Source organism: Pedobacter riviphilus, from assembly GCF_014692875.1.
Taxonomy (GTDB): Bacteria; Bacteroidota; Bacteroidia; order Sphingobacteriales; family Sphingobacteriaceae; genus Pedobacter; species Pedobacter riviphilus.
Window position 1 is genome coordinate 3,109,056 of record NZ_CP061171.1, and the last position, 24,064, is coordinate 3,133,119.

General features: G+C 40.7%; 14 protein-coding genes, 1 tRNA gene and 1 pseudogene. 3 read left to right on the forward strand and 13 right to left on the reverse strand.

Annotated features, from left to right (window positions below):
- Positions 1–33 precede the first annotated feature (33 nt).
- A pseudogene (locus H9N25_RS12820) lies at positions 34–1,274 on the reverse strand (alpha-L-fucosidase); the annotation flags it as partial.
- Positions 1,275–1,467: 193 nt separating this feature from the next.
- On the opposite strand from H9N25_RS12820, the gene H9N25_RS12825 reads away from it, so the two are divergent.
- Both H9N25_RS12825 and H9N25_RS12830 read left to right on the forward strand, forming a co-directional pair.
- A tRNA-Arg gene (locus H9N25_RS12825) sits at positions 1,468–1,539 on the forward strand.
- A 361-nt stretch (positions 1,540–1,900) separates the two neighbouring features.
- Positions 1,901–2,671 carry a TlpA family protein disulfide reductase gene (locus H9N25_RS12830; protein ID WP_190326128.1) on the forward strand — a complete coding sequence of 257 codons (771 nt, stop codon included), beginning with the start codon at positions 1,901–1,903 and terminating at the stop codon, positions 2,669–2,671.
- 29 nt (positions 2,672–2,700) lie between these two features.
- On the opposite strand, the gene H9N25_RS12835 is transcribed toward H9N25_RS12830, so the two are convergent.
- Positions 2,701–2,985, reverse strand: coding sequence for a GLPGLI family protein (locus tag H9N25_RS12835; protein WP_407947430.1), 285 nt, complete (start codon positions 2,983–2,985; stop codon positions 2,701–2,703).
- Positions 2,986–3,640: 655 nt separating this feature from the next.
- On the opposite strand from H9N25_RS12835, the gene H9N25_RS12840 reads away from it, so the two are divergent.
- Complete coding sequence (locus H9N25_RS12840) at positions 3,641–5,038, forward strand: hypothetical protein (RefSeq protein WP_190326129.1); 1,398 nt, start codon at positions 3,641–3,643, stop codon at positions 5,036–5,038.
- Between the two features lie 273 nt (positions 5,039–5,311).
- On the opposite strand, the gene H9N25_RS12845 is transcribed toward H9N25_RS12840, so the two are convergent.
- The 11 genes from H9N25_RS12845 to H9N25_RS12895 form a co-directional block, all read right to left on the reverse strand.
- On the reverse strand, positions 5,312–7,759 hold the full coding sequence (locus tag H9N25_RS12845) for a glycoside hydrolase family 95 protein (protein ID WP_190326130.1): 2,448 nt from the start codon (positions 7,757–7,759) through the stop codon (positions 5,312–5,314).
- Positions 7,760–7,856: 97 nt separating this feature from the next.
- Positions 7,857–9,467 carry a glycoside hydrolase family 43 protein gene (locus tag H9N25_RS12850; protein ID WP_190326131.1) on the reverse strand — a complete coding sequence of 537 codons (1,611 nt, stop codon included), beginning with the start codon at positions 9,465–9,467 and terminating at the stop codon, positions 7,857–7,859.
- A 102-nt stretch (positions 9,468–9,569) separates the two neighbouring features.
- A complete protein-coding gene (locus H9N25_RS12855) occupies positions 9,570–11,147 on the reverse strand; it encodes a DUF5013 domain-containing protein (protein ID WP_190326132.1) in 1,578 nt (525 codons plus the stop codon).
- A gap of 9 nt (positions 11,148–11,156) precedes the next feature.
- Positions 11,157–13,028, reverse strand: a complete 1,872-nt coding sequence (locus tag H9N25_RS12860; protein ID WP_190326133.1) for a LamG-like jellyroll fold domain-containing protein — start codon at positions 13,026–13,028, stop codon at positions 11,157–11,159.
- Positions 13,029–13,041: 13 nt separating this feature from the next.
- A complete protein-coding gene (locus H9N25_RS12865; protein WP_190326134.1) occupies positions 13,042–14,691 on the reverse strand; it encodes a DUF5008 domain-containing protein in 1,650 nt (549 codons plus the stop codon).
- 8 nt (positions 14,692–14,699) lie between these two features.
- Positions 14,700–15,404, reverse strand: coding sequence for a hypothetical protein (locus H9N25_RS12870; protein ID WP_167295143.1), 705 nt, complete (start codon positions 15,402–15,404; stop codon positions 14,700–14,702).
- Positions 15,405–15,421: 17 nt separating this feature from the next.
- Positions 15,422–16,990 carry a RagB/SusD family nutrient uptake outer membrane protein gene (locus H9N25_RS12875; RefSeq protein WP_190326135.1) on the reverse strand — a complete coding sequence of 523 codons (1,569 nt, stop codon included), beginning with the start codon at positions 16,988–16,990 and terminating at the stop codon, positions 15,422–15,424.
- A 47-nt stretch (positions 16,991–17,037) separates the two neighbouring features.
- On the reverse strand, positions 17,038–20,127 hold the full coding sequence (locus H9N25_RS12880; RefSeq protein WP_190326136.1) for a SusC/RagA family TonB-linked outer membrane protein: 3,090 nt from the start codon (positions 20,125–20,127) through the stop codon (positions 17,038–17,040).
- Between the two features lie 49 nt (positions 20,128–20,176).
- Positions 20,177–21,241, reverse strand: a complete 1,065-nt coding sequence (locus H9N25_RS12885; protein WP_190326137.1) for a DUF5007 domain-containing protein — start codon at positions 21,239–21,241, stop codon at positions 20,177–20,179.
- Positions 21,242–21,273: 32 nt separating this feature from the next.
- Complete coding sequence (locus H9N25_RS12890) at positions 21,274–22,485, reverse strand: carbohydrate-binding protein (RefSeq protein WP_167295147.1); 1,212 nt, start codon at positions 22,483–22,485, stop codon at positions 21,274–21,276.
- Between the two features lies 1 nt (position 22,486).
- The gene (locus H9N25_RS12895; protein ID WP_190326138.1) at positions 22,487–24,058 is read right to left on the reverse strand and encodes a RagB/SusD family nutrient uptake outer membrane protein; all 1,572 of its coding nucleotides are present in this window, start codon (positions 24,056–24,058) and stop codon (positions 22,487–22,489) included.
- Between the last annotated feature and the right edge of the window lie 6 nt (positions 24,059–24,064).

Below are 24,064 nucleotides of genomic sequence, written 5' to 3' on the forward strand. Positions count from 1 at the left end.
AATGTCTTCAACGATTTTTCGCTCCAGCTCATCTATTGTACCATCGCCGCGCACAGGAATATTGAGCATCAGATTACCATTTTTGCTCACTACATCAATCAAGGTATGGATTACGGTTTTTGCAGTTTTATAACCATTTCTGTTATAAATTCCCCGTTCGTAATGCCACCCCCTATACAGGTATCGGTTTGCCAAGGCAGGGGCTCAATGTTGTTGCTCTGCCCACGTTCTATATCCCACACCATAGCCTTACGCTGTGTTTCATTAAGTATTTTTCCGGTAACTACTGCATTAAGCTTGCCTTTGTTCTTAATACTTTTGTTGTAAAGGTGTGCTGCAATTTTCAACCCTACATCACTAATTGGCCACATGGGCAATTGCGAATCGTCAAAATATACCATATCCGGGTTATATTTGTTGATCAGATCGATAGTGCGGTTATAAAACTTGTTGATGTATGCACTGGTAGGCGGGGTAACACCATTGCCCCAATCCCATTGACTATGTATTGTTCCGTTATTCTGGCTATTTTGACTCAGCTGATGGTCTTGTGCATAAAGTTCTTGCGGATCAAGACCATCCCACCATTTACCTTTCCCATCTGCTTTTGTCAGCTTCCCATCGTATGGAACACCTGCCAGAGGGCCGTTTTTGTCTGCACGCTGGCTAGTTTCAAACCAACTCCATGCGTGTGCAGCATGCACACTAACTCCAAATGGCAATTGATGCTTTTTAGCCGCAGCAGCCCATCCGCCAATGATGTCTTTTTTAGGGCCTACTTTGGTAGAATTCCAGTTCTTCTGGTATTTACTGTTATAAAGATCCAGGTTATCATGGTGGTTGGCCAGCGCCATAAAATATTTGGCCCCGGCGCTTTTATATAGTGAAACAAGCGACTCAGGGTCCCAATTCTCTGCTTTCCAGACATTGATTACATCTTTAAAGCCAAATTTAGAAGGATGCCCATATTTCTCAATATGATATTTATATTTCCAGCTCCCCTCCATATACATTTCCCTGGCATACCAATCGCCAGCTTCTGGTTGGCACTGAGGCCCCCAGTGTGCCCACATGCCAAATTTCGCATCTCTAAACCATTCAGGGGTTTTATAATTAGCGAGCGACTCCCATGTTGGGGAGAATGGTCCTGCGAGGATCTTCTCTACAAACTCTTTTGCTCCATCATTATTTGACTGAAATCCGGAAAGTTTATTGGAAAGTAAAACTCCGGGAATACCAATAGCAAGGCTTTGGATTAGTTGTCTGCGGTTCATAAAATTTGGTCAGTATTAATTGTGGAAACAAATTTATCGCAGCAAGCTTCAATATCTTTGTATTTAACAGACTATTTTTTGCAAAATTCCGACATTCCCTATAAGTTCATGTATCCGTTTGTATAGAAATAAGTGTATTTTTTTATTCAAAATGCAAAAAAAATAAGTTTTCAAATCCTATATTTGCAGCCTTGCTCCCGTAGTTCAATGGATAGAATTATGGTTTCCGGTACCATCGATATGAGTTCGAATCTCGTCGGGAGCACCTCACGAGACAAATCAGTTTTTATGCTGTTTGTCTCGTTTTTTATTTTACGCAACTCACTATTAATCAACTACATTAACTCAAATCTTTTCGTTCAATCTAGGTGTTCGATAACCATTCTCATGATACACCAATTTTTCGGGAAAAATTGCAGCGATTATTTCACGTTTTAGGTCTTATTACTGGGGAAATAAGTTTGGATAAACTCGCAATGGAAAAGTTCATGAAGAAAGCTAAAATAAAAAAAAGGCATGTTTGGTTCCGCTGACGTTACCGCTGAAGAAAGTACGCTTTTAAAAAGGCTTTTAAAAAAGTATACCCCTTTAACAAAAAAATAATTAACTTCAAACAATCCAATGATATGACAACATCTTTCAAGCCCATTTTTTATACCCTATCGATTATTATATTTCTGGGATGTAATGGCAAAAAAGAGTTGAGCCCAGTAATTCAGCCTGCAGGTATTCTTCAGAGCAGTGATCAGATCTCAAAGTATATCATGCAATACGTCAACTTCGACTCTGATTTTAGTGCGTTTGACACACAAGGAAAATCGATGGATAAGCAAACATTTCTCAACGAAGTACTATCCGGCAGTTACTTACCTTTAAGGCTAAAAACCCAAACAGGTGAAAACTCATATCAGCTGCACAAAATTAATGTGCTAATTGAAGACTCGCCAAAATATTATCTGATAGACCAGGCCCGTCAGGGTCTTTTTCAACTTTCGCTCGTCGGCAAGCCCGCACCAAAGTTTGAATTTGTAGATTTAGCAGGACACAAATACAACAACCAAAATACCAGGGGAAAAATCCTTGTAATGAAATTCTGGTTTATAGGCTGTGTCGCCTGTGTACAAGAAATGCCTGAAGTGAATAAAATAGTTGATCGCTACCAGGACCGTAAGGACATTCTTTTTGTTAGTCTTGCATCAAACAAAGTCGAACCATTAAAGAAATTCCTTAAGCAGGTAACATTCAAATATCAAACTGTAGCAGATGCCGACCATTACATGATCGATTCTATCGGTACCAAGGTATTCCCTTCACATCTGATTATTGGCAGGGACGGCAAGATCAGGAAATTCACGCTACAGTATACCGAGGTTGAAGAGCTGCTAAAAACCCTTTAGCAATGAAACAAATTGGAAACGGGAATAGCCTAGAGCAGCAGAAACCATTTTAATTCCGCCATATTATTTACCTTGACACTATTTAAGGTAGACTTCATAGCTTTTAGATTCGCCGGCCTACCGTTTAATTGTTGTTCAAATATTTTGGGATCCAGCTTCACTTCGGTAACTTTTGTTGCAAACCAGTTTGTATTATCATGCGGTAAAGCTACTCCCAAAATCATCCCTGGCAGACCAGAAAATAATTCGGGGCCTCTCTGAGAAAGTATTTTTTCAGTAAAAAAGGCAACGACATAAGTCGAGTCAAGGATCAAACTGTTCGCTCTTCGACAACTGTAGCCCGCTATATCTCTTACTTCATCCGTAAGCGGTCTTATCCGTCTATAACTTTACAATGCCTCCTTAATAAATAAGGAGGCATTTATTTACGTTTTTTAAAAAATTTGATCAAAAAATGAATGTTCGATAAATGATATCATTTTGATTTTGAGCTGAGTAGTTTGACCATTTTTCAAAAACAATGTCCTCTACCGCAGCACCAGAAATAAAACAAACTAAAAAACAAACACTTACATAAATTCAGAATCCATTTCTAGCATCAATTTATTTTTTTCTTTGACATTAGTTATCGAAACTATTTTCCTAATATCCTCAATTAAAGTGTGTGTCAACGGAACATGGTGGAGCTCCTCACGAGACAAATCAATTTTTATGCTGTTTGTCTCGTTTTTTTATTTTACGCAACTAACTATTAATCAGACGTATTAACTCAATCTTTTCGTTCAATCACCAGCTTCATTTTAAATAAGCTTTCAATGTCTTAAAAAAGCCGACTAATACCACCGCTAAAAAGCAGTATCAAATTTAAAAATTTGCTGTCTTAGAAACTAAGCTTTTAATTATAACTTAACATTACTTTCTGAACAGATCTAACATACAAGGACTCAACGTTCTCATACTCGGTTTACCTTGAAAAATGGAGAAATTTTCATCATATTCCCTTCGTGGGTTTTCTCTTTTTTGGGTATGGGGTTTTCTCCGGTTCTTGCCTCCGCCTTAGGTACTTCAGCGCTTTTCTTCATTATTACAAGTTCGATCAGCGCGCACCAGTACCGAAACTGGTTGTTTTGGGGCATACTCATTACCTTTATGCTGCATCCTGCGTTCATTTTTTTCGCTGTATCAGGAAAAAGTTCGTACATGGTGCTCATCTTCTTCTATCTTTTTGTAATGAGCATTTTCCGGTATTTCAGCACCAATACATCTTACCATATTTCGGTGGCCAGTATCTATTTCACACTGCTTATTTTCTGTTCGTTCAAGTTTTCCTGGCTAATGCTGTTTATCCTTCCCATTATTTTTTTTGTAGCCCTTCAATCCATGACAGTTGCAAAAAACGATCCAATGGACAAGATCGCAATCGCATTCAATACCAAATCGATACGGCGTAAACTGGCTAATAAAACCCTGGCCGTATACCTCATCATATTTGCCCTGCCGATAACTGCGATATTGATTTTCAGGATGCTGAACCAGACCTACACCGGAGATGCCGATTATTATTTAAACAGTCCTTATGCAAATTATAGCGCAATTACAGATCAGACAGATAATCTCAATAATTTAGCTGATAACAAACTGGGGCGTATATTTCCTGAGGTGCATTTTTTGGTAACGGTAAGGATATTGATGTTTGCGCCCCTGTTACTGCTCTGCCTGGGCATTTTCAAGAGCATCAACCGCAACATCTTTATGGTTTTTTCCCTTTTCTTCTTCATGGAATTCTTAAAGATAAAATATCCCAATGTTTATATCCCCATTCATTTTTACGCAGCCTTTATATGCCTTTGTTGGGCTGTTATAGCAAACGCAAAAAGTACCAGAACACTTCGGTTCAATAAACATTTTTATTTCTCGATTATCATTTTACAGCTTGTTACCGCATACCTTACAATGAATGCAAGCCCTCTGCCTGAAGAAAAAAAATACCAGGGCGCACTTGTATCCATAATGACGCAAAAGCCGCTTGAAAGAGACGATGATGAAAAACTATCCAGCTACATCAAAAAGATCAGCGCTAATGATGGCATACTTGCAGATGATGCCAATGCCTACCAAATCATAGCATTAACAGGGTCTGCCAAAATTTTTCTGACTCCAGGCGAAAATAGGTTTTTGGCCGCAGTTGCTCAACCTGTAAACCATGTATCCTACATATTGGCAACCAAAAAAGAAAGCCAATACGATTCCTTTGGACTATTGAATAACAATACGGTACAAACATTACGTTTAAAAGGAATTTCGCTGCATCCGGTCTGCTCCAATAAAAACTGGATATTGTGGCATATCAAAAACGAGAAAAAATAACCATTCAGCGATACATACATCGGTTTCATTGCTTTTCAAGTCACCATCCGGAACACTTCTTACCCTAATAATTGCCAGATCTACAAATTCAACCCTCAGCGTCTTATGTCCCGAACGGAGCAACAATCCGTTAGAGATCCTGGTGGCCTTAAAGGCAGATTGAGCAAATGTAACCGTAGCTGCAAGAGAAAATATCAGTATGCATATTATTGTGGATGCGGAAAATTTTAGTGTTGCGTTAACATTCATCTGCCAAACCAGTTTTTTCAAATCTTAGTTCCTTACTTTATAGCTTTTTCCTTTACTGGTTAAAAACGTTGTCAGGTATCCATTTGCTGATTTAGTGACTTTTGTTTTAACCCCATCAACACGAATCGGGATGCTTGTTCTGATCACACAATTACCCCCATTTCCAGATCTGATCAATGCCGACTTTAATTTACCTGCATTCCATTCCATATCAACGGTAAAAGCGCCTCTGGCCTTTAGTCCAGATATGTTTCCATTCGCCCATGATGTTGGAAGAGCCGGCAATAGATGCAATTCGCCCAGGTGGCTTTGCAAGAGCATTTCTGTAATGCCTGATGTTGCACCGAAATTTCCATCTATTTGAAATGGAGGATGGGCATCGAAAAGATTTGGATATAAACCACCACCTTTTGAGACACTTAAATCGCGCATTAAATCACGAACCAGTTTATAAGCATGGTCACCATCTAGTAAACGCGCCCAGAAGTTAATTTTCCAGGCAAGGCTCCAACCGGTTCCTTCATCACCGCGTAACTCCAACGTTTTTTTGCTGGCCGCAGCAATATCGGCATTGATTAACGGTGATATTTCACGCCCAGGGTGTAAACCATAAAGATGGCTTACATGACGGTGATGTGGTTCTACATCTCTCCAGTCTTTATACCATTCCTGTAAGTTACCCGCCTTGCCAATATGAAGTGGGTATAGCTTCGCTAACTTTGCTTTAAGTAACTTTCTAAATTCATTATCGGTTTTTAATGCTTCTGAAGCTTCGATACAGTTACGGAAATGGTCGCGAACGATTGATATATCCATGGTTGTAGCGATAGAGGTATTTGCTTTTTTCCCTTTATCGTCATAATATTCGTTTTCAGGTGAGAATGATGGGGCGGTAACCAGATATCCATTTTTATCTTCTACCAAATAATCTACTAAAAATTCTGCTGCACCCTTCATCACCGGATAAACCTTTTTTAAAAAGTCTTTATCCTGGGTAAAGCGATAATGTTCATACAAATGGCGGCTTAACCAAGGAGCTGCCATATACCAGTTTGCCCATTTGGGATCGCCTTTTCCTAAATTCCCTACCGGGTTACTTAAAGCCCATATATCGCTGTTATGATGGGCAACCCAGCCTTTCATATGATAAAAGTCTCTGGCTGTTTCTTTACCTGTTACAGCCAAATCGTTGATAAACTTAAATAATGGATATTCCATTTCTTCCAGGTTACTGATTGCCGCAGGCCAGTAGTTCATTTGGGTGTTAATATTGATGGTATAATTTGAGCTCCATGGTGGTCTCATTGAGGCATTCCATATCCCCTGAAGATTTGCCGGAGGTCCGCCAGGTCGCGAAGAACTAATCAGCAGGTATCTTCCATATTGGTACAAAAGTGTTTCAAATGCCGGGTCGGTTATACCTTTACTAAATTCAATGAGGCGCTCATTTGTAGGAAGTTTCGCATTCGAAGTATCGTTGGCTGTGCCTAGCTTAAATTTAACACGGTTAAAATAACGCGAATAATCTGCCAGATGCTCAGTATATAACTCCTTCCATGGGCGCTTAATCGCTGCTGTAAGATTAGTACTGCAAATTTTTATCTCATCTTTCCCTTCGCTTACCGGACATTTATCAAAACCGTTAAAGCTGGTGGCGGCACAAATAAACAGCAACACTTCATCTGCATTTGCAACCTTCACACCAGAAGTATCCGACTTAACGCTTCCACCCTTCAAAACAGCGCGAACCTGCATGGCTACCCGCATACCGCGGCAATCGGCATCGTCATAGTTTATTGGCTTGGGATTATAGTTCACATAACTCGGATCAACCTGTGATGGGGCTTTTCCTTTAAAAATAATACCATTGTTCCCATCTGCAGTTATAATCCCCTTAAGCTGACTACTTACACTGGCAAAAAAGTTGATCATGCCAGGTTTATTCGCACTTAAACGAATAACAATGGCTTTACCTGGTGCAGTAGCTATCACCTCGCGTTTGTAGGCCACTCCATTTGCCTTGAAATTGACCGAGGCCAAACTTTCATCAATAGATAAGTCTCTTATATAATTCTCAAATTGACCGGGGCCAATATCCTGCTTCAACTTCAGGTCTGCCAAGGGCAGGTAAGATTGAGAATAAACGCCCTGCATTTTCTTTATCTCGGTATTTGCCTCCTGATAATTTTCATTTTTTAAAAGCAGCTCCCGGGTACGTAAAAGATATTCGGGTGCCTTGGGGTTTACATTAGCTTTTACCGGACCGCCACTCCATAAAGTTGCCTCGTTAAGCTGGAGTAATTCATTAGACGGATCGCCATAAATCATGGCGCCCAACATTCCATTTCCAACAGGTAAAGCCTCAGTCCATTTTTTTGCAGGTGTATTGTACCATAATAAATCATTTTTCTGTCCAAAACATTGAAAGCATAAATTGAAAAAAATAGTCAGGAAAAATAAGAAACGAATCATAAATTATATTTGTGTGTGTGTATTTTAGTTTAAAAATGGGTGAAAGCGCTTATATGTTTCTCAAATTCGAATAACGAATAGTCGTAAATACCAAACCTTATTTGGTATACTTATACTTAAAGTAATCTATATCCACATAACCTTTATCTGCAAGTTTATTATAATTGAAGATGCCTATTCTATCGCCCCGGTAACTCCCCCAGGTTAATTGGGTAACATTGCCAATTGGTAAAAACGTTTCCCCATCTAAACTATAGAAGTAACGATTTTGGCCTTGGTAATCCCAGATCGACCTCAGCCAAACCGTGTTTTCTTTTATTTTTATCCCAGGTGATTCCTGCCCATCCGCATGGTACACCATCAACCTCTCCTCACCTTGCTGTATAATACCCAGCATGCTTATAGATGTTGTAGAAAAGTGTGTTAGGCCGGCAAACTGTCCGTCGGCCATTCCACTGATATCCAGTTTCACGGTAGCCTCATTAGCCCTGGTTCGCATACTACGTTGCGTAATGGTATTACCAGCTCTTAATAAGATTTTTTTCGGATCTTCAGGTTTTATAGGTTGAAAAGCCTTAAGGCGAAGAAACCCTTTTCTTTCAGAGAGCGACCACCTGTCATTTCTGGGTTGATAGTTCCACTCCCATTGTGGACGTAATGTTGCGGATGAAAAATCGTCATCTGTTTGGATTTTTATATTTGAATTAAGGGGAATTGGGGCTTTTCCAGACCATACCATGTTCCCAATACGATCTTCGCCAACCTTACCAACTATCGGCCAGCCATCTACCCAGGTTACAGGTAACAAACTTGCTGCCCTTCCTTCCCAATCGCCGGAGCCATGATGGGTAAAAAACCACCATTGTCCATTTTTCAATTGCATTAGTCCGCCTTGGTTAGGTTCTCTGTCTGTGTTTTTGTTTACGTGGTTTAACTGTTTAATTTCCCACGGGCCGGTAATATTCCGAGATCTTTCCATCATCATTACACGGCCTTCTGCTTTTACTTCGCTAAAAAAATGATAGTATAAGCCATTGATCTTATATAATTTATTTGCCTCACTGCCTGAAGATTGATGAATAATCGTATCAGTATCCATATGCAGGCTCTTGCCGTCCTGAGCCATCTTAAAGAGATGAATGTTGTACTTTTTATTGGTTTTAGTATCCAGTTTAAAGTTTGTCGCTATAAAATAAAGCTGTCCGTCATCATCACAGAAAGAAGAACAATCGTCCCATCCCGACACCTTCCAAACCTGGTGTAGTGGCGCCCAGGGCCCTTTAGCATCAGTGGCTGAACTCATAAAAAATCCGTCGTCCGGACTACCGAAATAGACCCAAAATTTATTTTTATAATACCGGATAGACCCAGCCCATATCCCTTTGCCATAACTGTTCATCTTCGTCCAGTCCAAATTAGGACTGATCCGAGTGAGATCAGCAACTACATGCCCCGCAATTTCCCAGTTCACCAGATCTTTAGAGTGTAATACAACCATTCCGGGCGAAAACTGCATGGTTGAGGATATGGCGTAAAAATCATCGCCAACACGGATGGCATCTAAATCACTATAATCAGCAGGTATAACCGGGTTATAAAAGGTTCCATCCTTTTGCCCGCCCCAGCTTTCCGTTTTCTGACCGAAAACAGTGGCACTAAGCGTAACAAACAAAAAAGTCTGGTATAAAAAATTAAGTGCAAATTTCATAAATAAAGGTAATCAAGGACGCTTTAACCTCATCTGGTTTTTAAGGGGTTTAACTAATTTACAATTTTGACTTCCAATTCTGAGGATATTTTCTAACAAATACTAAGGGTTTAACGTACGCGTTAACGTTACTCCTGATATATTGACCGATTGGCTACCAGAAAGTGTGGCAACAAAGCCCATCGATACCGTAGCAGCAGCGTTTAGCGTAAAGGTAAATGATTTGCTTCCTGCCCCATTTATAGCCACCCTGCCTACAAAGTTTGCAGGGGTTGTTGGAGCAGCAATATCAGGAATATTAGTACCTATTGCAGCAACACTGTAGGCCCCTTTGATGTTATCGGTTGTTACACCTCCACGCACGTTTGCATCAAATTTGTAAGTACCCGCCGGCAATAAAACAGTCTGATAAATCTTCCCGTTTGTAATATTGGGTGTTGTTGGAGAACCTCCCGGCTTTCCGGCATCTGAAGCGGCATAACCAGATTCGAAGGCAATTTGGGTGCTATTGTTATTATCAAACGAGCCATAGGCACCATTCAGTTCGTTTGTTAGGCTGTAAGATTGGTGAGTATTTCCTTGCGCATTAAACAGCCAGCCCGAAAGCACGCCCCATCTGCCCTGATTTGGGTCTATGGTGCTGGTTTTAAAGGGTTGTGAAGTGTTTTTCAACACTTTTGTGATATCGGAAAATATACGCAGCGGGTCTATTAAATAAATCAGTGTGCTTTTTGCAGCATTTACCTGGTATTTTTCAGGATTAGATAAGGTAAATGCCACTGCAACTTTTGATGGAAATCTTGCAAAGATACTATCGATGTTAACCCTCATTTCAACAATAGCCGAACTCTTATAATCATCAAGGTAAACATCATTAAGATCCAATGCGGCATTTGTAAGAATAGCGGTGCCTGCAGGAAGCAGTCCTTTTGCAAGCAATTTTTTTAATGTATCGGCATTATATGCAATTGATGTTTTAAAGCCTCTTGAGGCTTTTCCACCTAAATCTACCTGTGCTTTTATAGAGAAACCATTATTATCAAAGCTTACATTATTAGCGGTTAGATTAGGAGAAGTTAGTTGCGTTACCACCTGGTTTGGATTGCTTACCGCAGCAGTAAATGATAAAAAGTGTAACTCATCTATTTTAGCTATATCTGCAGTATTTAATGTAAGCACTACAGATTTTTTACTTTCATCCAATTTTTGCGATTTTGACGGATTGGAAAGCGTGATGGCAAAAACCAGATTTTTACCATAATTCCGCTCAATAGCACTTGCAGAAACGGCTACATTAAAGGTTACACTCTTTGTACCAAACCGCACTTCAACAGATTGAGGCATTGAAAAATCAGGGAAATTGATCACTGCACCATTCGTCACCGTTTGCGAAATTGCCAGCTGTGGCTCAGGCGCAATATTAACGGTAAAAGTAGCATTAGCAGGGTTTTCCAGTGCTATCCGAACAGGAAAAATAATTCTATCGTCTCCTTTTGTGATATCACCAACATTAACTGCATTAACCAGCGATGGATAGTCGAATTTAAGCACTCCGGGCGAGGAACTCACCTCATCAACAAAGTCTTCCTGTTTACAGGAGTACAGAAAAGTGACCGTAAGCACTAAAAAGGTACAAAAGATGATCAATATTTTACTATGATTTTTATAAAACGTATTCATATCGACGAATTAATTATTTAAAAATACTTTCCCATCTAAATTCCAGTTTTCCTTGATCGGAATACTTAGCCACGACAAGATCTGTGCGGTTATATCATCCGATCCTGGTACTGTTGCAGATATATCGGGAAGTGAAATTGGACAAACGATGTAATTGCTTTTTTCCCACACGGTACTATTTCCAAGTTCAGTGCCCTTTACAAGGGGTGTGCCCCCTTTGAGCACTTTAAAATCATAATTACCATTCTCCGTTAATATTTCATTCTTAAACCTCCCGCCAGCTCCATCCCTGCAAGGCCAGTAGCTTGCGAGATAACTGTAATCAGGGTGAGAACTACTCACATAGGTGTCGCAAGAAAATTGCTTGATGGTCTCATCAGATAATGCTTTTCTCCAGATTCTGATATCAGACACATTCCCATCAAAGGGATCTTTGTTTTCATCGGGAATATAACCTATAGTATAGGGTGCATTATAAGTATCGATTAAAGGCCATAAGGTTTCAGGAATTTCTGCTTTAGTATTAAAAATGCCATCGGTATACAGCGAGACGAAACGCTTTGTGCCCTCTGTCCTAATTACAACAGCAATCGCATGCCAGTTTCCATCGGCAATAATAACCTTCTTATCATCGGCATTTACCCCAATCTCATTAGTACCTGCGGGTGTTGCCCCTCTGGCAAGTGAAAAACGCCAGGTCAGCTTTTCTATAGAAAGGCACCAGCCAACACCTCCGGTATTGTTAAGCCTGGTAATCTTTCTGCCAAAGAAACTTGGCCATTGATAGGTATAAGTGCCTATATTTTCCTTTGCAAAAGTGCCTATTGTGTTTTTGTTCTTTCTTACCTTCATTTCAATGGTAAAGTCGCCTTTACTACCGAAATTCAATGGATTTATAGCGGAAGATTTTAAAACGTCATCAAATCTGAGTTCAGCCCTGATCGCACCGCTTTGCAGCGCTGCTTCAGACGCTACTCCCGTAGATGAATAAAAGCGAACGAAGTTTCCGTCATAAACATTGCCGGTAAATGGTTTGTCTATTAGTTTTGATTGATACTTATCGTTATAAAAAAGCGTAAATGTATTGGCCTTTGGGTTTGAAAATATAGTATTATCGTTCACCACACTTGCTGCCGCCCCTCCGCGACTGGAAGTAATGATCACCATCCAGTTTTCCTTGCTATAATTTTTTCTATTTTTTAATGCCTCCATGGCCTGGCCAACATAGGTATCAAACTGAAGGATAGCATTTTTGTATTGTTGATTTGAACTCTCGTAAGCATTGGTGCTACCGGCAGTATTTACACTTTTATACATACCCACTACCACACCGGCATTATCATCCGCCAACTCTTTTAAAACAGCATTTTGGATTTCCGTATCACTATTATAGGTTGCCCTCGAATCAACAGAAGCGTCGCTTGTAAAATTGTCTGTAAACGTATTGCTGTAAGAAAAAGTTGCAATTCTAACATTTGCATTTGCCTCCTTGATACGCTGAAATACTACCGGATACAAATTCAGTTTATTATTGCCGAGTGTTGCACTTGTTACCTCGTGCTTGGCTTTTGATACCCCGGTAAATAGGTCCGCCCATGTGGTCGCCTCATCATAACCTTCATCGCTTACGGAGTAATACGAATAGGTAGACTTTTTTAAAAGGCTGGTCATATTAGGAGGCCCAACTTCTTTTAAAGCCACCCCACGCAATCCATCAACAACCAAAACCAACACTTTCCTTGCTTTCGGACTATTGAAAGTGGTATCGTTTATCACTAAAGGGGCTACCTTGTCAAATTCACTTTGGCAAGAACTTCCCAAAATGGCCACCATCCAAAAGCAGAACAGCCTTACCATTACCGTTGTAAAATTCTTTTTCATAATTTACTTTTAATTAATCCTCAAGCACTAAACCTTTGATATTCTGAACAGCTTGCGAATCGAATTTTCTAAACGAGCCAAGCAAAACGATGCTTCGCTTATTATCTTTATTTCTCTCCTCTAAAACCCTGTTAATTGTTCCTGTTAACTCGCCCAGGGTATTGTAACCTGGAGCCAAGCCTCCCTGTGGCGATAAAATCATAAATCCGGCACGCCGTACATTGTTATATTTTTTAAAATTACCCGATACCACAATCAAGCCGTTAGACAACTGCTGCGCAAACAACGGATAACCGCTATCAAAGTTTCCCGAAACAAAAGTATCATCAATTGATCCGTCGGCTTTGAGCACCAAAATATTCTGAATGGGCTGGTTGTTAAATGAGCTAAAAACACCTGTAAGTACAAATCGCTGCGTAGTACTGTTCCAGTTGATGCTTGTGATATAACCAGTAGCACCTTTACCTGCCTGAAAAGAATCGTCAACAGTTCCGTCCGTATTAAGCCTAACAATTCCACCGGCTGCCTTATTATCAAATTTTGAAAAGGCCCCTACCAATACCAATTTACCATCGGCCTGCATTACGGCATCTAAAATGTTACCATTACCGCCTTCAAGGGTAGTTCCTCCAGAGAAATGGTAAGTATTGTCAAGACTTCCATCCAATTTAAAACGTACTACCTGCCTGATGGGAACAGAGTCACGAACAAGACTATCTCTATAGCCGGTTAAGGTTGTATTTCCAGATGTGTAGGTAAACGTTCTACCCACATCGTACCGGTGGGAGATATAATATTTAACTCCTCCTACGGCAATTATTCCGTTATTGAAGTAAAAAATCCGCTTAATCGGGGCGTCTGTTCCTCCATTGAAAACGGGAACGGTAAGTTTTGGATAAGTGGCTCCACCATTCTTTGATGAATAGGTATCAACCTGCTTAAGGTCAATCGCCCCAAGAGAAGTAAGTCTTGTGATATTTTTAACCGGCCCCTTGAGGTCGAATGCAGACATATTTCCCGCAACGAAAATATTGGCATCGTTCGGGCTCGACGTAACAGCACTGAGGTAACCGCTAACTACCCCCGTACCCAATTGCAATGTTCGTTGAACCTCCCCTTCGTACGTAGTCTCCGCTATTTTTTTAATGGCCAAAACAATTCCTTTATCATTAAAGTCGGTAAATTCTCCTACCATCAGGTATTTTCCACTCCTCATTTTATAGGCATCGTAAATGGTGTTATTGGCACCTATTTTTGCCTTGAAGTAGGGATCATCCGATATTTTGCCAAAAACCTTAAACTGTGGACCAAAAAAGACCTGGTCGCCAATTTGTATGGAAGTTGAGCCTGAACTACCCGCAGCAGGAACTTTAACTTTTACCACATCGCCAACAATCGAAACGATCTCCGCTTCTTCACCACTAAACTGGAAATGAAGTTGTGTTTTATATTGTTCGGCTCCTATAACGCTTACCGTTACCACATCATTGGCACTGCCTTGTGTAGGTTCTATAGCACTGGCTGTGTTAAATTTTAATCCTAAAGGCATTTTCCCGCCTATATAGGGGTTTTCAAACTCTGTAACTTCATCCTTGCATCCGGCTAGCAATAGCAATGAAAGGCTGCAGGCCGTAAACCAAATTTTTATTTTAAAAACTGACATATTTCGAATTACTTAGTTAATAATACGTCCTGGATTAAATTTTGAGGATCAGCCCCAAACGGAAAATCTGTACTCAGCACATGCACTACAGCATGCTTAGGCTGCACATCCGAAGAAGTGATGGGGATACTGACCCAATTATCTAAAGGCTGGGATACATTCGGTATATAAGACAGCAGTAACTGCCTGTAGCCCGTGTATTTCACCCCGCCGGCATCCGCATATCTTACACCGATATTAAATACATCTCCACTATACGCTACATAATTTTGGCCCGGGAATATGGCTTTTGCGCCAACATCTATTTGTGGATAATCGTTAAGCTTGTTCGCGCCTTTAAAAATATAGTTGGAAAGATACCTGCGCCAAATCAATCCATCTATATCGGTAAGCGTCTTCACCGTGTCTTTTCCATAGGTAAATAATGTCGAATTAACTTGTTTGATCAACAAAGCAACAGCATAATCCTGCGGGGCGAAAAAGGTAAGGGTATCTTCGCTAAACTGGCGTTCCATGCCGGCTATTTTAATGATGTTGACAATAGTGTCAAAACTTCTCGGATTCGACTTTAGGTATTCTAAAGTAGTTCCGGGAAAAACAGGATTAGATTTGCCCCCATCAAAATAGTATTGATCTTTTTTGCAGGCAAAAATGAGCAGGCAAGAAAATAATACGAATAGCCATGGGCTTGATAATTTCTTAAAATAGTTCATTGTGATTATATAAATTGTTAGAACCAGTAATCATTTAATGTCATAAAAGGGTTTCTATCGCGGGCAGCCGGGTCTATCGGCCATGTCCAAGCCCCTCTGTTAAATTGATCGATTGATAGCGGGTTTGAAGTCCATTTCGGATCAAGAATCCGTTTTGTACGTACCAAATCGAAAAAACGGTAGCCTTCCCCAAGCAATTCGCGCCCTCTTTCCTTAAATATCTCATCTTTCAGATCCTGACCTACCAAACCAGATAAAACAGGAGCATTAGCCCTCATCCTGACCAAATTAACCGTAGCCGCCGCCTCTCCGTCCCTTCCTAAGTTGGCAAGGGCCTCGGCCTGGAGTAATACCGCATCAGCGTACCTAAAGAGCACAAGTGCCCAGTCGGGAAAGCCCAGCACAGATACCGGACCTTCAAATTTAGATAAGGCAAACCGCCCATTTTCCTGATCCCTATTTTGAATCATATCTGCCCGGTAATCACTCCCGTTGCCAAACAGAAAATCGATATATACTTTATTATAATGCAGCTGCGTTGTGGTTCCGTTTTCTTCATGTTTGGTTAACACAACCGGTTCGCCAGGAAATGCTGATTTATAAAAAAGATTGGAACCCGATGTAAAGGCAGAACTTTCTTTCAATTCAATTAAACTTTCGCTTGTTCCGCCAAGGAATATCCGACTTGTTTCTTCAATCGGAATAAGCGAATGCTGGTTACTCTGAATAAGTTCGTTTCCTAAAGCAGCTGTTTTCTCATAATAACTGCTTTTGTTTGCCTCATCAAATCCCGCATTCCACATATACATGTTCATTAAAAGTGAAATTGCTCCTGCTCTGTTTGCACGTACGCCATTTAACGCCGGATCATCATATTTCCATGGAAGATTATTTTTTAATGGTTCAAGTTCGGCGATACATTTGTTCAATACACTTACAAATTTCTCCCTTCCCAGTGGCGTAGCGTGATTTGCATCGATATAATAAGCAACATCACCATATATCCTAACCATAATGAAATAGGTGAGGCATCTGATAAATACAGCTTCAGCCATATACCGCTGTTTATCGGTATCACTTAACCCGGGAATTCCTTTGTTCACCTCCTCATACATGATATTGGTTTCCTGTATAACCCTGTAAAAATCCGTCCAATTGGTATTAACCGCGAAATTGAAAGCCAGCACCGTATTAAATGTTCTGGGCGATGCACCGTTAGTTAACCATGGTGAGTTTGCCGTTATTCCATAAACTACAGCCTTCATATCGTTTTTAACCAGATAATCATAAACCACTCTTCGGTTCTGGTCATTGGATTGAAAGCTGGTAACACCTGCGGCTGCTGTATTTGATGCAAGCTCTCCGAGCCTAAATTCGCCTGCAGCTGGCCAAAAGCAAGAGTTAGAGAGTTTATCCCAAAGCCTTGCGTAAATATCAATGGTAAATGCCTCCACGTCGGCACCTGTTTTCCAGTAGCGATTTCCGGAGAATCTTTCTATCGATTCAACCTCAAGAAACTTCTTACAACTTGTCCCGGTTAACACAAGTAAAAGAATTAAATAAAACCGTATATTTTTAATGTTCATATTCGTGATTTATAGTTCTAAATTCAAGCCTATTGTATACCTTCTTGCTAGCGGGTATCCCCGGAATTATCAAAACCAAGTGCAGTTACATTTTCTGGGTTGGGTCCGCTGTATCGGGAAAAAGTGGCCAGGTTATCTCCGGTTAAATAAACACGCAAATTATTAAGTCTAAGCTTATTCGCCAGTTCCTTTGGAATAGTATAACCCAGCGTAACCGCGTTTATTTTAAAATAAGAACCGTCTTCTTGAAACAAGCTCTGATTGGTTCTGAATGGAGCAACCAGAGCTGCCCTTGTATAGTTGTAGGGATTCGGATATTTTGCAATGTCGCCTGGTTTAGTCCAAATATCCAGCCCACTCAATGGTAAAACGGCTTGCGTACCAAACGGGTTTCCAGTCATGACCAATCTTTCGGCAATGGCTGTATTCATAATATCACGATCGATAGTGAACGAGCCGTTCAATGAAAGTGAGAAACTTTTATAACTTACTGTTGTTGCAAATCCGCCTGTGTATATCGGTTGCGTATTTCCGATCACCGTACGGTCATCCAGGTCGCTTATAACATAATCGCCATTACGGTCAACAAAAATGGGGTCTCCCGCCTGGTAATATCCGCCACCAGAGCTTCCCTGCCGTAACGGAAGCCCGGTTACAGGGTTTACAGGAACATCAGATTGATTGGAATAAACACCTTTGTTCTCATATATAAAATTTGACAACGAATTACGCCCTACGTGTAACACTGTACCGCCGATTACAATTTGTTGCACGCCCCCAGGCAACCTGGTTAACATATCTCTGTTCATTGCTCCGTTGATGGTGAAAGACCAATTCACTTTACTATTTAATGGAAGCGGGCGAAGCGTAAGAGAAATTTCGTTACCCCAGTTGCGGATTGATACCTCATTGCTTAAAACATTGTCAAACCCTATTATATTTGGAAGGGTTAAAGTTCTGGCCTGGCGATCGATGGCACGATAGTACGACTCAAAAGTTAGTTGAATCTTATTATTAAACAAACCTAAATCATAGCCCAGATTGTATGTTGTTCCTACCGCCGAGCCCAGGTTTTTATTTGGAAGTAAAGCCTGGTCAATTGTTATTCTTGATTGACCGTTATAGGTTCCATTTGGATTATAAGTTCCATAAACCGTAAATATGTTTCCTGTTGGCGTTATATTTTTACCCCACGTTAATCGTAACGAACTATTGGTTAACCATTTCCATTCACTAAAAATAGCTTCCCTTTCCATATTCCATCTCAAACCGATAGAGGGGCTCCTGGTATACGGATCGTCAACACCGCTGAAAGAGGTGGCGTCCATTCTATAACTGGCGTCGAAAACGTATTTTCTTCGAAAATTATAGGAGAAACTGCCCGCGAAAGAAACTGCCCGTAAATTACTGTAGGCACGTAGTCCCGCACCCCTGGTAGAAGAAGCAGCACTGATAAAGCCAAAAGGGCCCAGATAATGGTCTGAAGACAGCCCCACCTGCTTAAGATCGTTCGCCTGGTATTTTTTAAAATAAACCTCGTTAAAGCCAAATATGGTAAAGTCATGCCCGCCTTTTAAACTTTTTGAAAAGGATATTAAATTTCGGTTATAAAGTGTCTTACGGGTATCATTGAAATATTGTATTGCCGCCTGTTGTGTATTGGCAATTGCAGGTGTAAAAGTATAATCAACTGCATTTAAAATATCATAACTACCAGTCGTACGTAATGTTAATCCAGGTATTGGGTAATAGGTAAATTCGAGATTGGTCTTTAAATTCTTAGTTGGATTGCTGTTATCTACATTAAGATTGGCAAGGGCATCATTAGAGGCTAAAAATAATGAGGGGCCAGGCAAGAGAGACGATGCAGCCGCACTTCGTGCAATTCCTGTATTGAGCAGGCCAACGCCATTTCCCTTTTTTCGGTCCATAATACTTCCGTTGATCAGAGCGAAAAGTGAAATTTTTGAATTTGGCTTATATTCAAAATTATTACTAAGCGTAAAGCGGGTAACCCCTGTATTTACCTGGATACCAGTTTCCTTATAATAACCAAAATTGGTCTTGTAATTAAAACTTTTATCGCCACCTTCTACACCGATGTTATGCGTTTGATTATAGGTAGTACCATAATAGATGTCTTGCCAGTTTGTAGAGTTACTATAATAAGGATTTAAACTATCAACCAAAGCCGCAGTAGAGTTTAACAGCGAATTAATATCCCTAAAACTTCCATACTGGTAAATCTGTTGCAGTTTTAAGTCGCGTTCTGCCTTACCACCAATTGTAGCCCTTAGCTTCGGAGGCGTACTGATAAAAAAATTGGTGGTGTAACGCAATCTGGGTATTGCCGACATTCCCCGGCGGGTTGTGATCAGAATAACACCATAAGCCCCGCGCGACCCATATAACGAGGTTGCCTGTGCATCTTTGAGCACTTCTATATTAGCAATATCTTCCTGGGGGATCAGCGACAGCGGACTTGCACCACCAAAAGAATTAAAACTATCTGCAGTGGCAGGATCTACATCGGTCGGCACCCCGTCGATTACATACAATGGTGAAGTTGGACTAAGAAAAGCATCCGCATCATTCCCTGTAGTTGATGCGCTGACATCCACGTTCGAAAGCCCCCTCAGCAATACACTACCCCGAAAACCCGGTGCCCCGGTATTTACCTGTATATTTAACCCTGCCACCTTACCTTGTAGCAACTGTTCGGCATTTGCAACAGGAACCTGCTGTAAATCGTCGCCAGAAATCTTTACCGAAGAACCAGAGCTTAAATCGCGGGTCTTGGTAACAAATCCACGTATAACCAGGTCATTTAAAGTGCTTACATCCGGATTTAGTACAATATTAAGGGTCTTGGCAGCAATAACTTCTCTCGGCTCAAAACCTACTATCGTAAATTTTAATCTTGCATTTACCGGTACGCTTACCGTGAAGCTACCGTCAGCCCTTGTTGAGCTAAGCGCTCTATCCGGAGGCCCTTTCAATGTTATACTTACACCTGGCAGGCCAACATTGGTCCCTTTCTCTTTAACGGTACCACTCACAATCAAGGTACCCTGAGCTGAAAGGTCCTTTATCGAGCATAAAAGGATGAACATGAGTACGGAAAAAAATATTTTCATTTGAGTAAAATCTAAACCAGATAATAATTGATTTTTAAGTTTTATGTCCTTATTCATCTTCAAACTTTGGATTCTCGTTATGAAAGAAAAACACAATCTCCCAATCGCCAGCTTGATAGATATTAAATGGCAATGTCATGGTTGCTACCACCCTAAGACCGCTAAAACCAATTCTATTGTAACTAAAAGTCAATAGTGCCTGAAGCCCGTCTGCGGTGGTGTAAGGTGTGGGTAAGTTTGTTAATGGAATTGGATAGGCTACATCATACTTCACCGAAGTAGGACTAATTACAGGGTTGAATCCATGAATCAGTTTCTGCCAGTTTGTACCATTAAATTTTAAAGGATTGATGGCGATTGAATCCTTGTCGAAAAATTTGATCGTAAGTGTATTTCCATCACCTTTGCGCTTAAAATATACCCAAACATCTTGTTTCAATGTGGTGGTTCCTGCACCTGTCTCTCTAACTAACGGATTACCGGTAGTTACGCCAAACATGTTTACCAAGGTTGCAGGTATTAGTCGTTTAACAGCACCAGAAACTTCTTTTCGTGGAGCTGCAGTAATTTCATTAAGATGATAGGATGGTTCGTAAGGTCTTGTAGCTAAAGGAGCCAGGAACAAGGGGCCCAAAACTCTTTCACCACCACCATTGCTGATCTTTACATTAAACCGGTAAGCAGTATCTGGTTGGGGTTTTCTAAAATCTGCATCAGTGGCAGATGACCACATAATAAACTCACCAGCCGAATTAACCTGGAAAAGAGGGCGTTCTTCTATACTGCGTTTGGCATTTATTTCTTCAATGCTTTTCTCATTACCCGTATAAGCTTGTTTCCAAACGTAAACATTACGCTTCAGGTTCAATTTATCTGAAGGAGATCGATCAAGATTGGTAAAATCGACAATTTCAAATTTAATCGGGAAACTCGAATTATCCGATTTAAAATAGCTAAATAGGCTACTACGGCCCATAATTGGCCTTAATACGGGTGCCGAAGTATAATTCGCATCCGGGCTAAGAAATGGCTTATCTTCAGGTAAATTGAATATTTTTTTGCATGAAGAAAGAAAAAAAACTGCTATTGCTACAAATAAGATAGTTTTTTTCATTATCAATAAGGTTGTTCTATTACTTTGGTTCATTAGTTAACACGTTTAAATACAAAAGCATCAAAACTTAAATCAGGTACAGAGGTCATGGTACAAAAAGTCAGGTAATGATTTCCCTTTGTTAAATAAAAGGTGCCTGCTTTTATTTCATCCATCTTTCCACCGGTTATCGGCAGCGCTACACGCCTGGTCAATATTTTCCAGTCAAGCCGGAGATCGCAGTATGCAGGAGGGTTGCCCGTGCTATTTTGTACGCTATAGTGCAATTTGATTTCGTAGTTACCATCTGCGGGTACATCAATAGAATAATTGGTCCATTCACCAGTTCTCATAGCAGCAATCCTATACCCTTGCCTGTAATAAATACCTTTGTTGTATGCTGCAGGTTGCCCCCAGAGATCTACCCCTTCCGTAGTTCTATACTGCCCACCATCATTCCAGTATCTTCCGTCAATCTCGTTACAAGGGCTTCTGGTATCGTGGTAGGCTACACCGCAGCCTCCATTATCATAATCTTCCGCTTCTAAAGGTTCCGAATCAACATCGAATGTTTCTGGCAGTCTGTATGCAAAATCGCGGAAAGATGTAGAAGGTTGCTTGCTGTAATATCCAAAACCAAAAAAGTTCTTGTCATCAATGATATGTACCAGGCCGTTCTTGGTTGGTATATCGATAGAATAGGCTATGGCCGACGACCAGTTCGCTTTAAACTCCGTTCTATTTTTACTGCTGTAAACGATTGATGATGGCCCCGCGCCCACCTGCCCCATTGCAGACGAAGCGGTGGCCTTAGCATTCAGCTCATATCCGTATTTGTATGCAAAAACATTTATTCCGTTAAGAACCGATAACTTTTTAGAAGAAAAAGTGCCTTTGAGTATATAACGGCACATCAGGCTATCCAATTGATCCAAGCGGTAATCCTTCAGGTAGATCGGTTTTTTGCCTGTACGCAATCTTTGTGCATTTAAGTCGTCAGATGCCAATCTAAAACTGGCATTTGTAGAGGCAAAAAGGGTTATTGAATCTGACTTCAGCACATCGGCCAATTTCAACCGGTCGATCACAAATAATAACGAATCGAAGATTCCGGGTTTACTTTTAAGATAATCGTAAGTATTGCCTGAGAAACCCCCTCCTGTTTCCGAAGAACCACCCTTTAACTCGTTTTTTTGACAGGAAGGTAACAACAATGCACCGGCTACCAAGCCAAGTATCATTATAATAAAACTAAATCTCTTCATATTATTTCCAATAAGGATATTGTGTTAACATTGGATTTTGACTGATCAACGTTCGGGAAACGGGCCAATAGATACCGCCACTTTGGATGAGCTGGTTAAACTTTGGATCGTTATTTTTGATTTTCTTAAACCTGACATAATCATACCATCGCCAACCCTCTCCCATCAATTCGCGCCTTCTTTCCTTGAAAATGGCATCCACGAGCGGACCATTATCCCGTTCGCTTACATAGGCTGGTACGCTGTTATTGAGCCTGACCTGATTTAAAATAGCAATTGCACCATTTTTATCATTTAATGCCGCTTTCGCTTCTGCCAGAAGTAGTCCCATTTCTGTAAATCTGCTGAAAACGATTGGGCTGGCAAAAACGCCTAAATCTGAGGGCACATTAATACCTTGCTTATTTGGGAAACTAGACCATGGCACGAATATTTTCCTGAAAACAGGATAGGGTTTATCAAATCCTGTAAAAAAGCCGTCGGCCGACCTCACAATCTTCGTTACACTGTCTACCGTGAAGCGGGCATCTGCTCCCTCGTTATAAATGGAGAATAAACTGTCTTTAGATACATAAATTGCCGGGATTTTTCGGTTTGGTACAATGGGATCAGCGGCAGTTAATTCTTCTATTACACCCGATGTTGCCAATTCACCCCGGGCTACTGCAAACAATACTGCTGGGTGATTCGCGGCCCACATATACCCGATGTAACGAACGTTTACTGTAAGTCCGTCGTTTACATTACGGAATGTTCCGGCCAATGCTGCCCCAGATCCTGAAGGCCGCACGGTTTTATCAACTATCTTTTGCGCATAAATGGCCGCATTCGCATAATCGCCCTTCCAGGCATACATGTGAGCAAGCATTGCCCAAACCGCTTGTTTACTAACCAGGTAACCGTAGCCGTAGTAAGTTGCGATGTTCTGCCCATAATAAGCTCCTGTTTGTTCAGGATCAAAACCATCATAAGCATAAGGCAATTTGGGTTCCGCTTCAAGCAAATCATGTTCTATTGCAGCAAAAACCTTATCCTGGGGATCGCGTGGCTTATTGGTAAAACTACCTTCATGTGAAGATAAAATAAGCGGTACATCGCCCCATATTCTGCACATATAAAAATAAGAGAAAGCCCTTAAAGCTTTTACCTGCGCCCTGTCTAAATTATAAGTTTGCTCTACAAATCTTTTATCCTTTTCATACACTTCATGGATTCTTTCCAGGTATAAATTGGCGGCATTAATGGTGGCATAAAATGGGCGCCAGTCTGAAAGGTCATTAAGGAGCTTATAATCGGCATTCAGCATGTTATTGTGAATGGCCTTAAGATCGAGCCTCGAAGTAGGCTCAAAATCGGCCAATCGAACATCTCCGTAAATTACGTGTCGGTTATTATCAGACATTGCAGCCCGGTTAAGTGCATAAACGCCAAACAATGCAGCTCTTGCATCTTCCAATGAGCTCCACATATTGGTTTCCCCGATGGCACGTGTAGATTCTACATCTAAAATCTTCTTGCATCCTAATAAGGGAAGCAACAGGCTGATAAGCATTATATAACTTAATCTTCTCATTTCTAA

Coding starts and splice junctions, on each gene's coding strand:
- H9N25_RS12865 (WP_190326134.1), bottom strand. CDS start 14,691: ATGTCAGTTTTTAAAATAAAAATTTGGTTTACGGCCTGCAGCCTTTCA.
- H9N25_RS12870 (WP_167295143.1), bottom strand. CDS start 15,404: ATGAACTATTTTAAGAAATTATCAAGCCCATGGCTATTCGTATTATTT.
- H9N25_RS12845 (WP_190326130.1), bottom strand. CDS start 7,759: ATGATTCGTTTCTTATTTTTCCTGACTATTTTTTTCAATTTATGCTTT.
- H9N25_RS12875 (WP_190326135.1), bottom strand. CDS start 16,990: ATGAACATTAAAAATATACGGTTTTATTTAATTCTTTTACTTGTGTTA.
- H9N25_RS12860 (WP_190326133.1), bottom strand. CDS start 13,028: ATGAAAAAGAATTTTACAACGGTAATGGTAAGGCTGTTCTGCTTTTGG.
- H9N25_RS12895 (WP_190326138.1), bottom strand. CDS start 24,058: ATGAGAAGATTAAGTTATATAATGCTTATCAGCCTGTTGCTTCCCTTA.
- H9N25_RS12885 (WP_190326137.1), bottom strand. CDS start 21,241: ATGAAAAAAACTATCTTATTTGTAGCAATAGCAGTTTTTTTTCTTTCT.
- H9N25_RS12880 (WP_190326136.1), bottom strand. CDS start 20,127: ATGAAAATATTTTTTTCCGTACTCATGTTCATCCTTTTATGCTCGATA.
- H9N25_RS12855 (WP_190326132.1), bottom strand. CDS start 11,147: ATGAATACGTTTTATAAAAATCATAGTAAAATATTGATCATCTTTTGT.
- H9N25_RS12890 (WP_167295147.1), bottom strand. CDS start 22,485: ATGAAGAGATTTAGTTTTATTATAATGATACTTGGCTTGGTAGCCGGT.
- H9N25_RS12850 (WP_190326131.1), bottom strand. CDS start 9,467: ATGAAATTTGCACTTAATTTTTTATACCAGACTTTTTTGTTTGTTACG.
- H9N25_RS12830 (WP_190326128.1), top strand. CDS start 1,901: ATGACAACATCTTTCAAGCCCATTTTTTATACCCTATCGATTATTATA.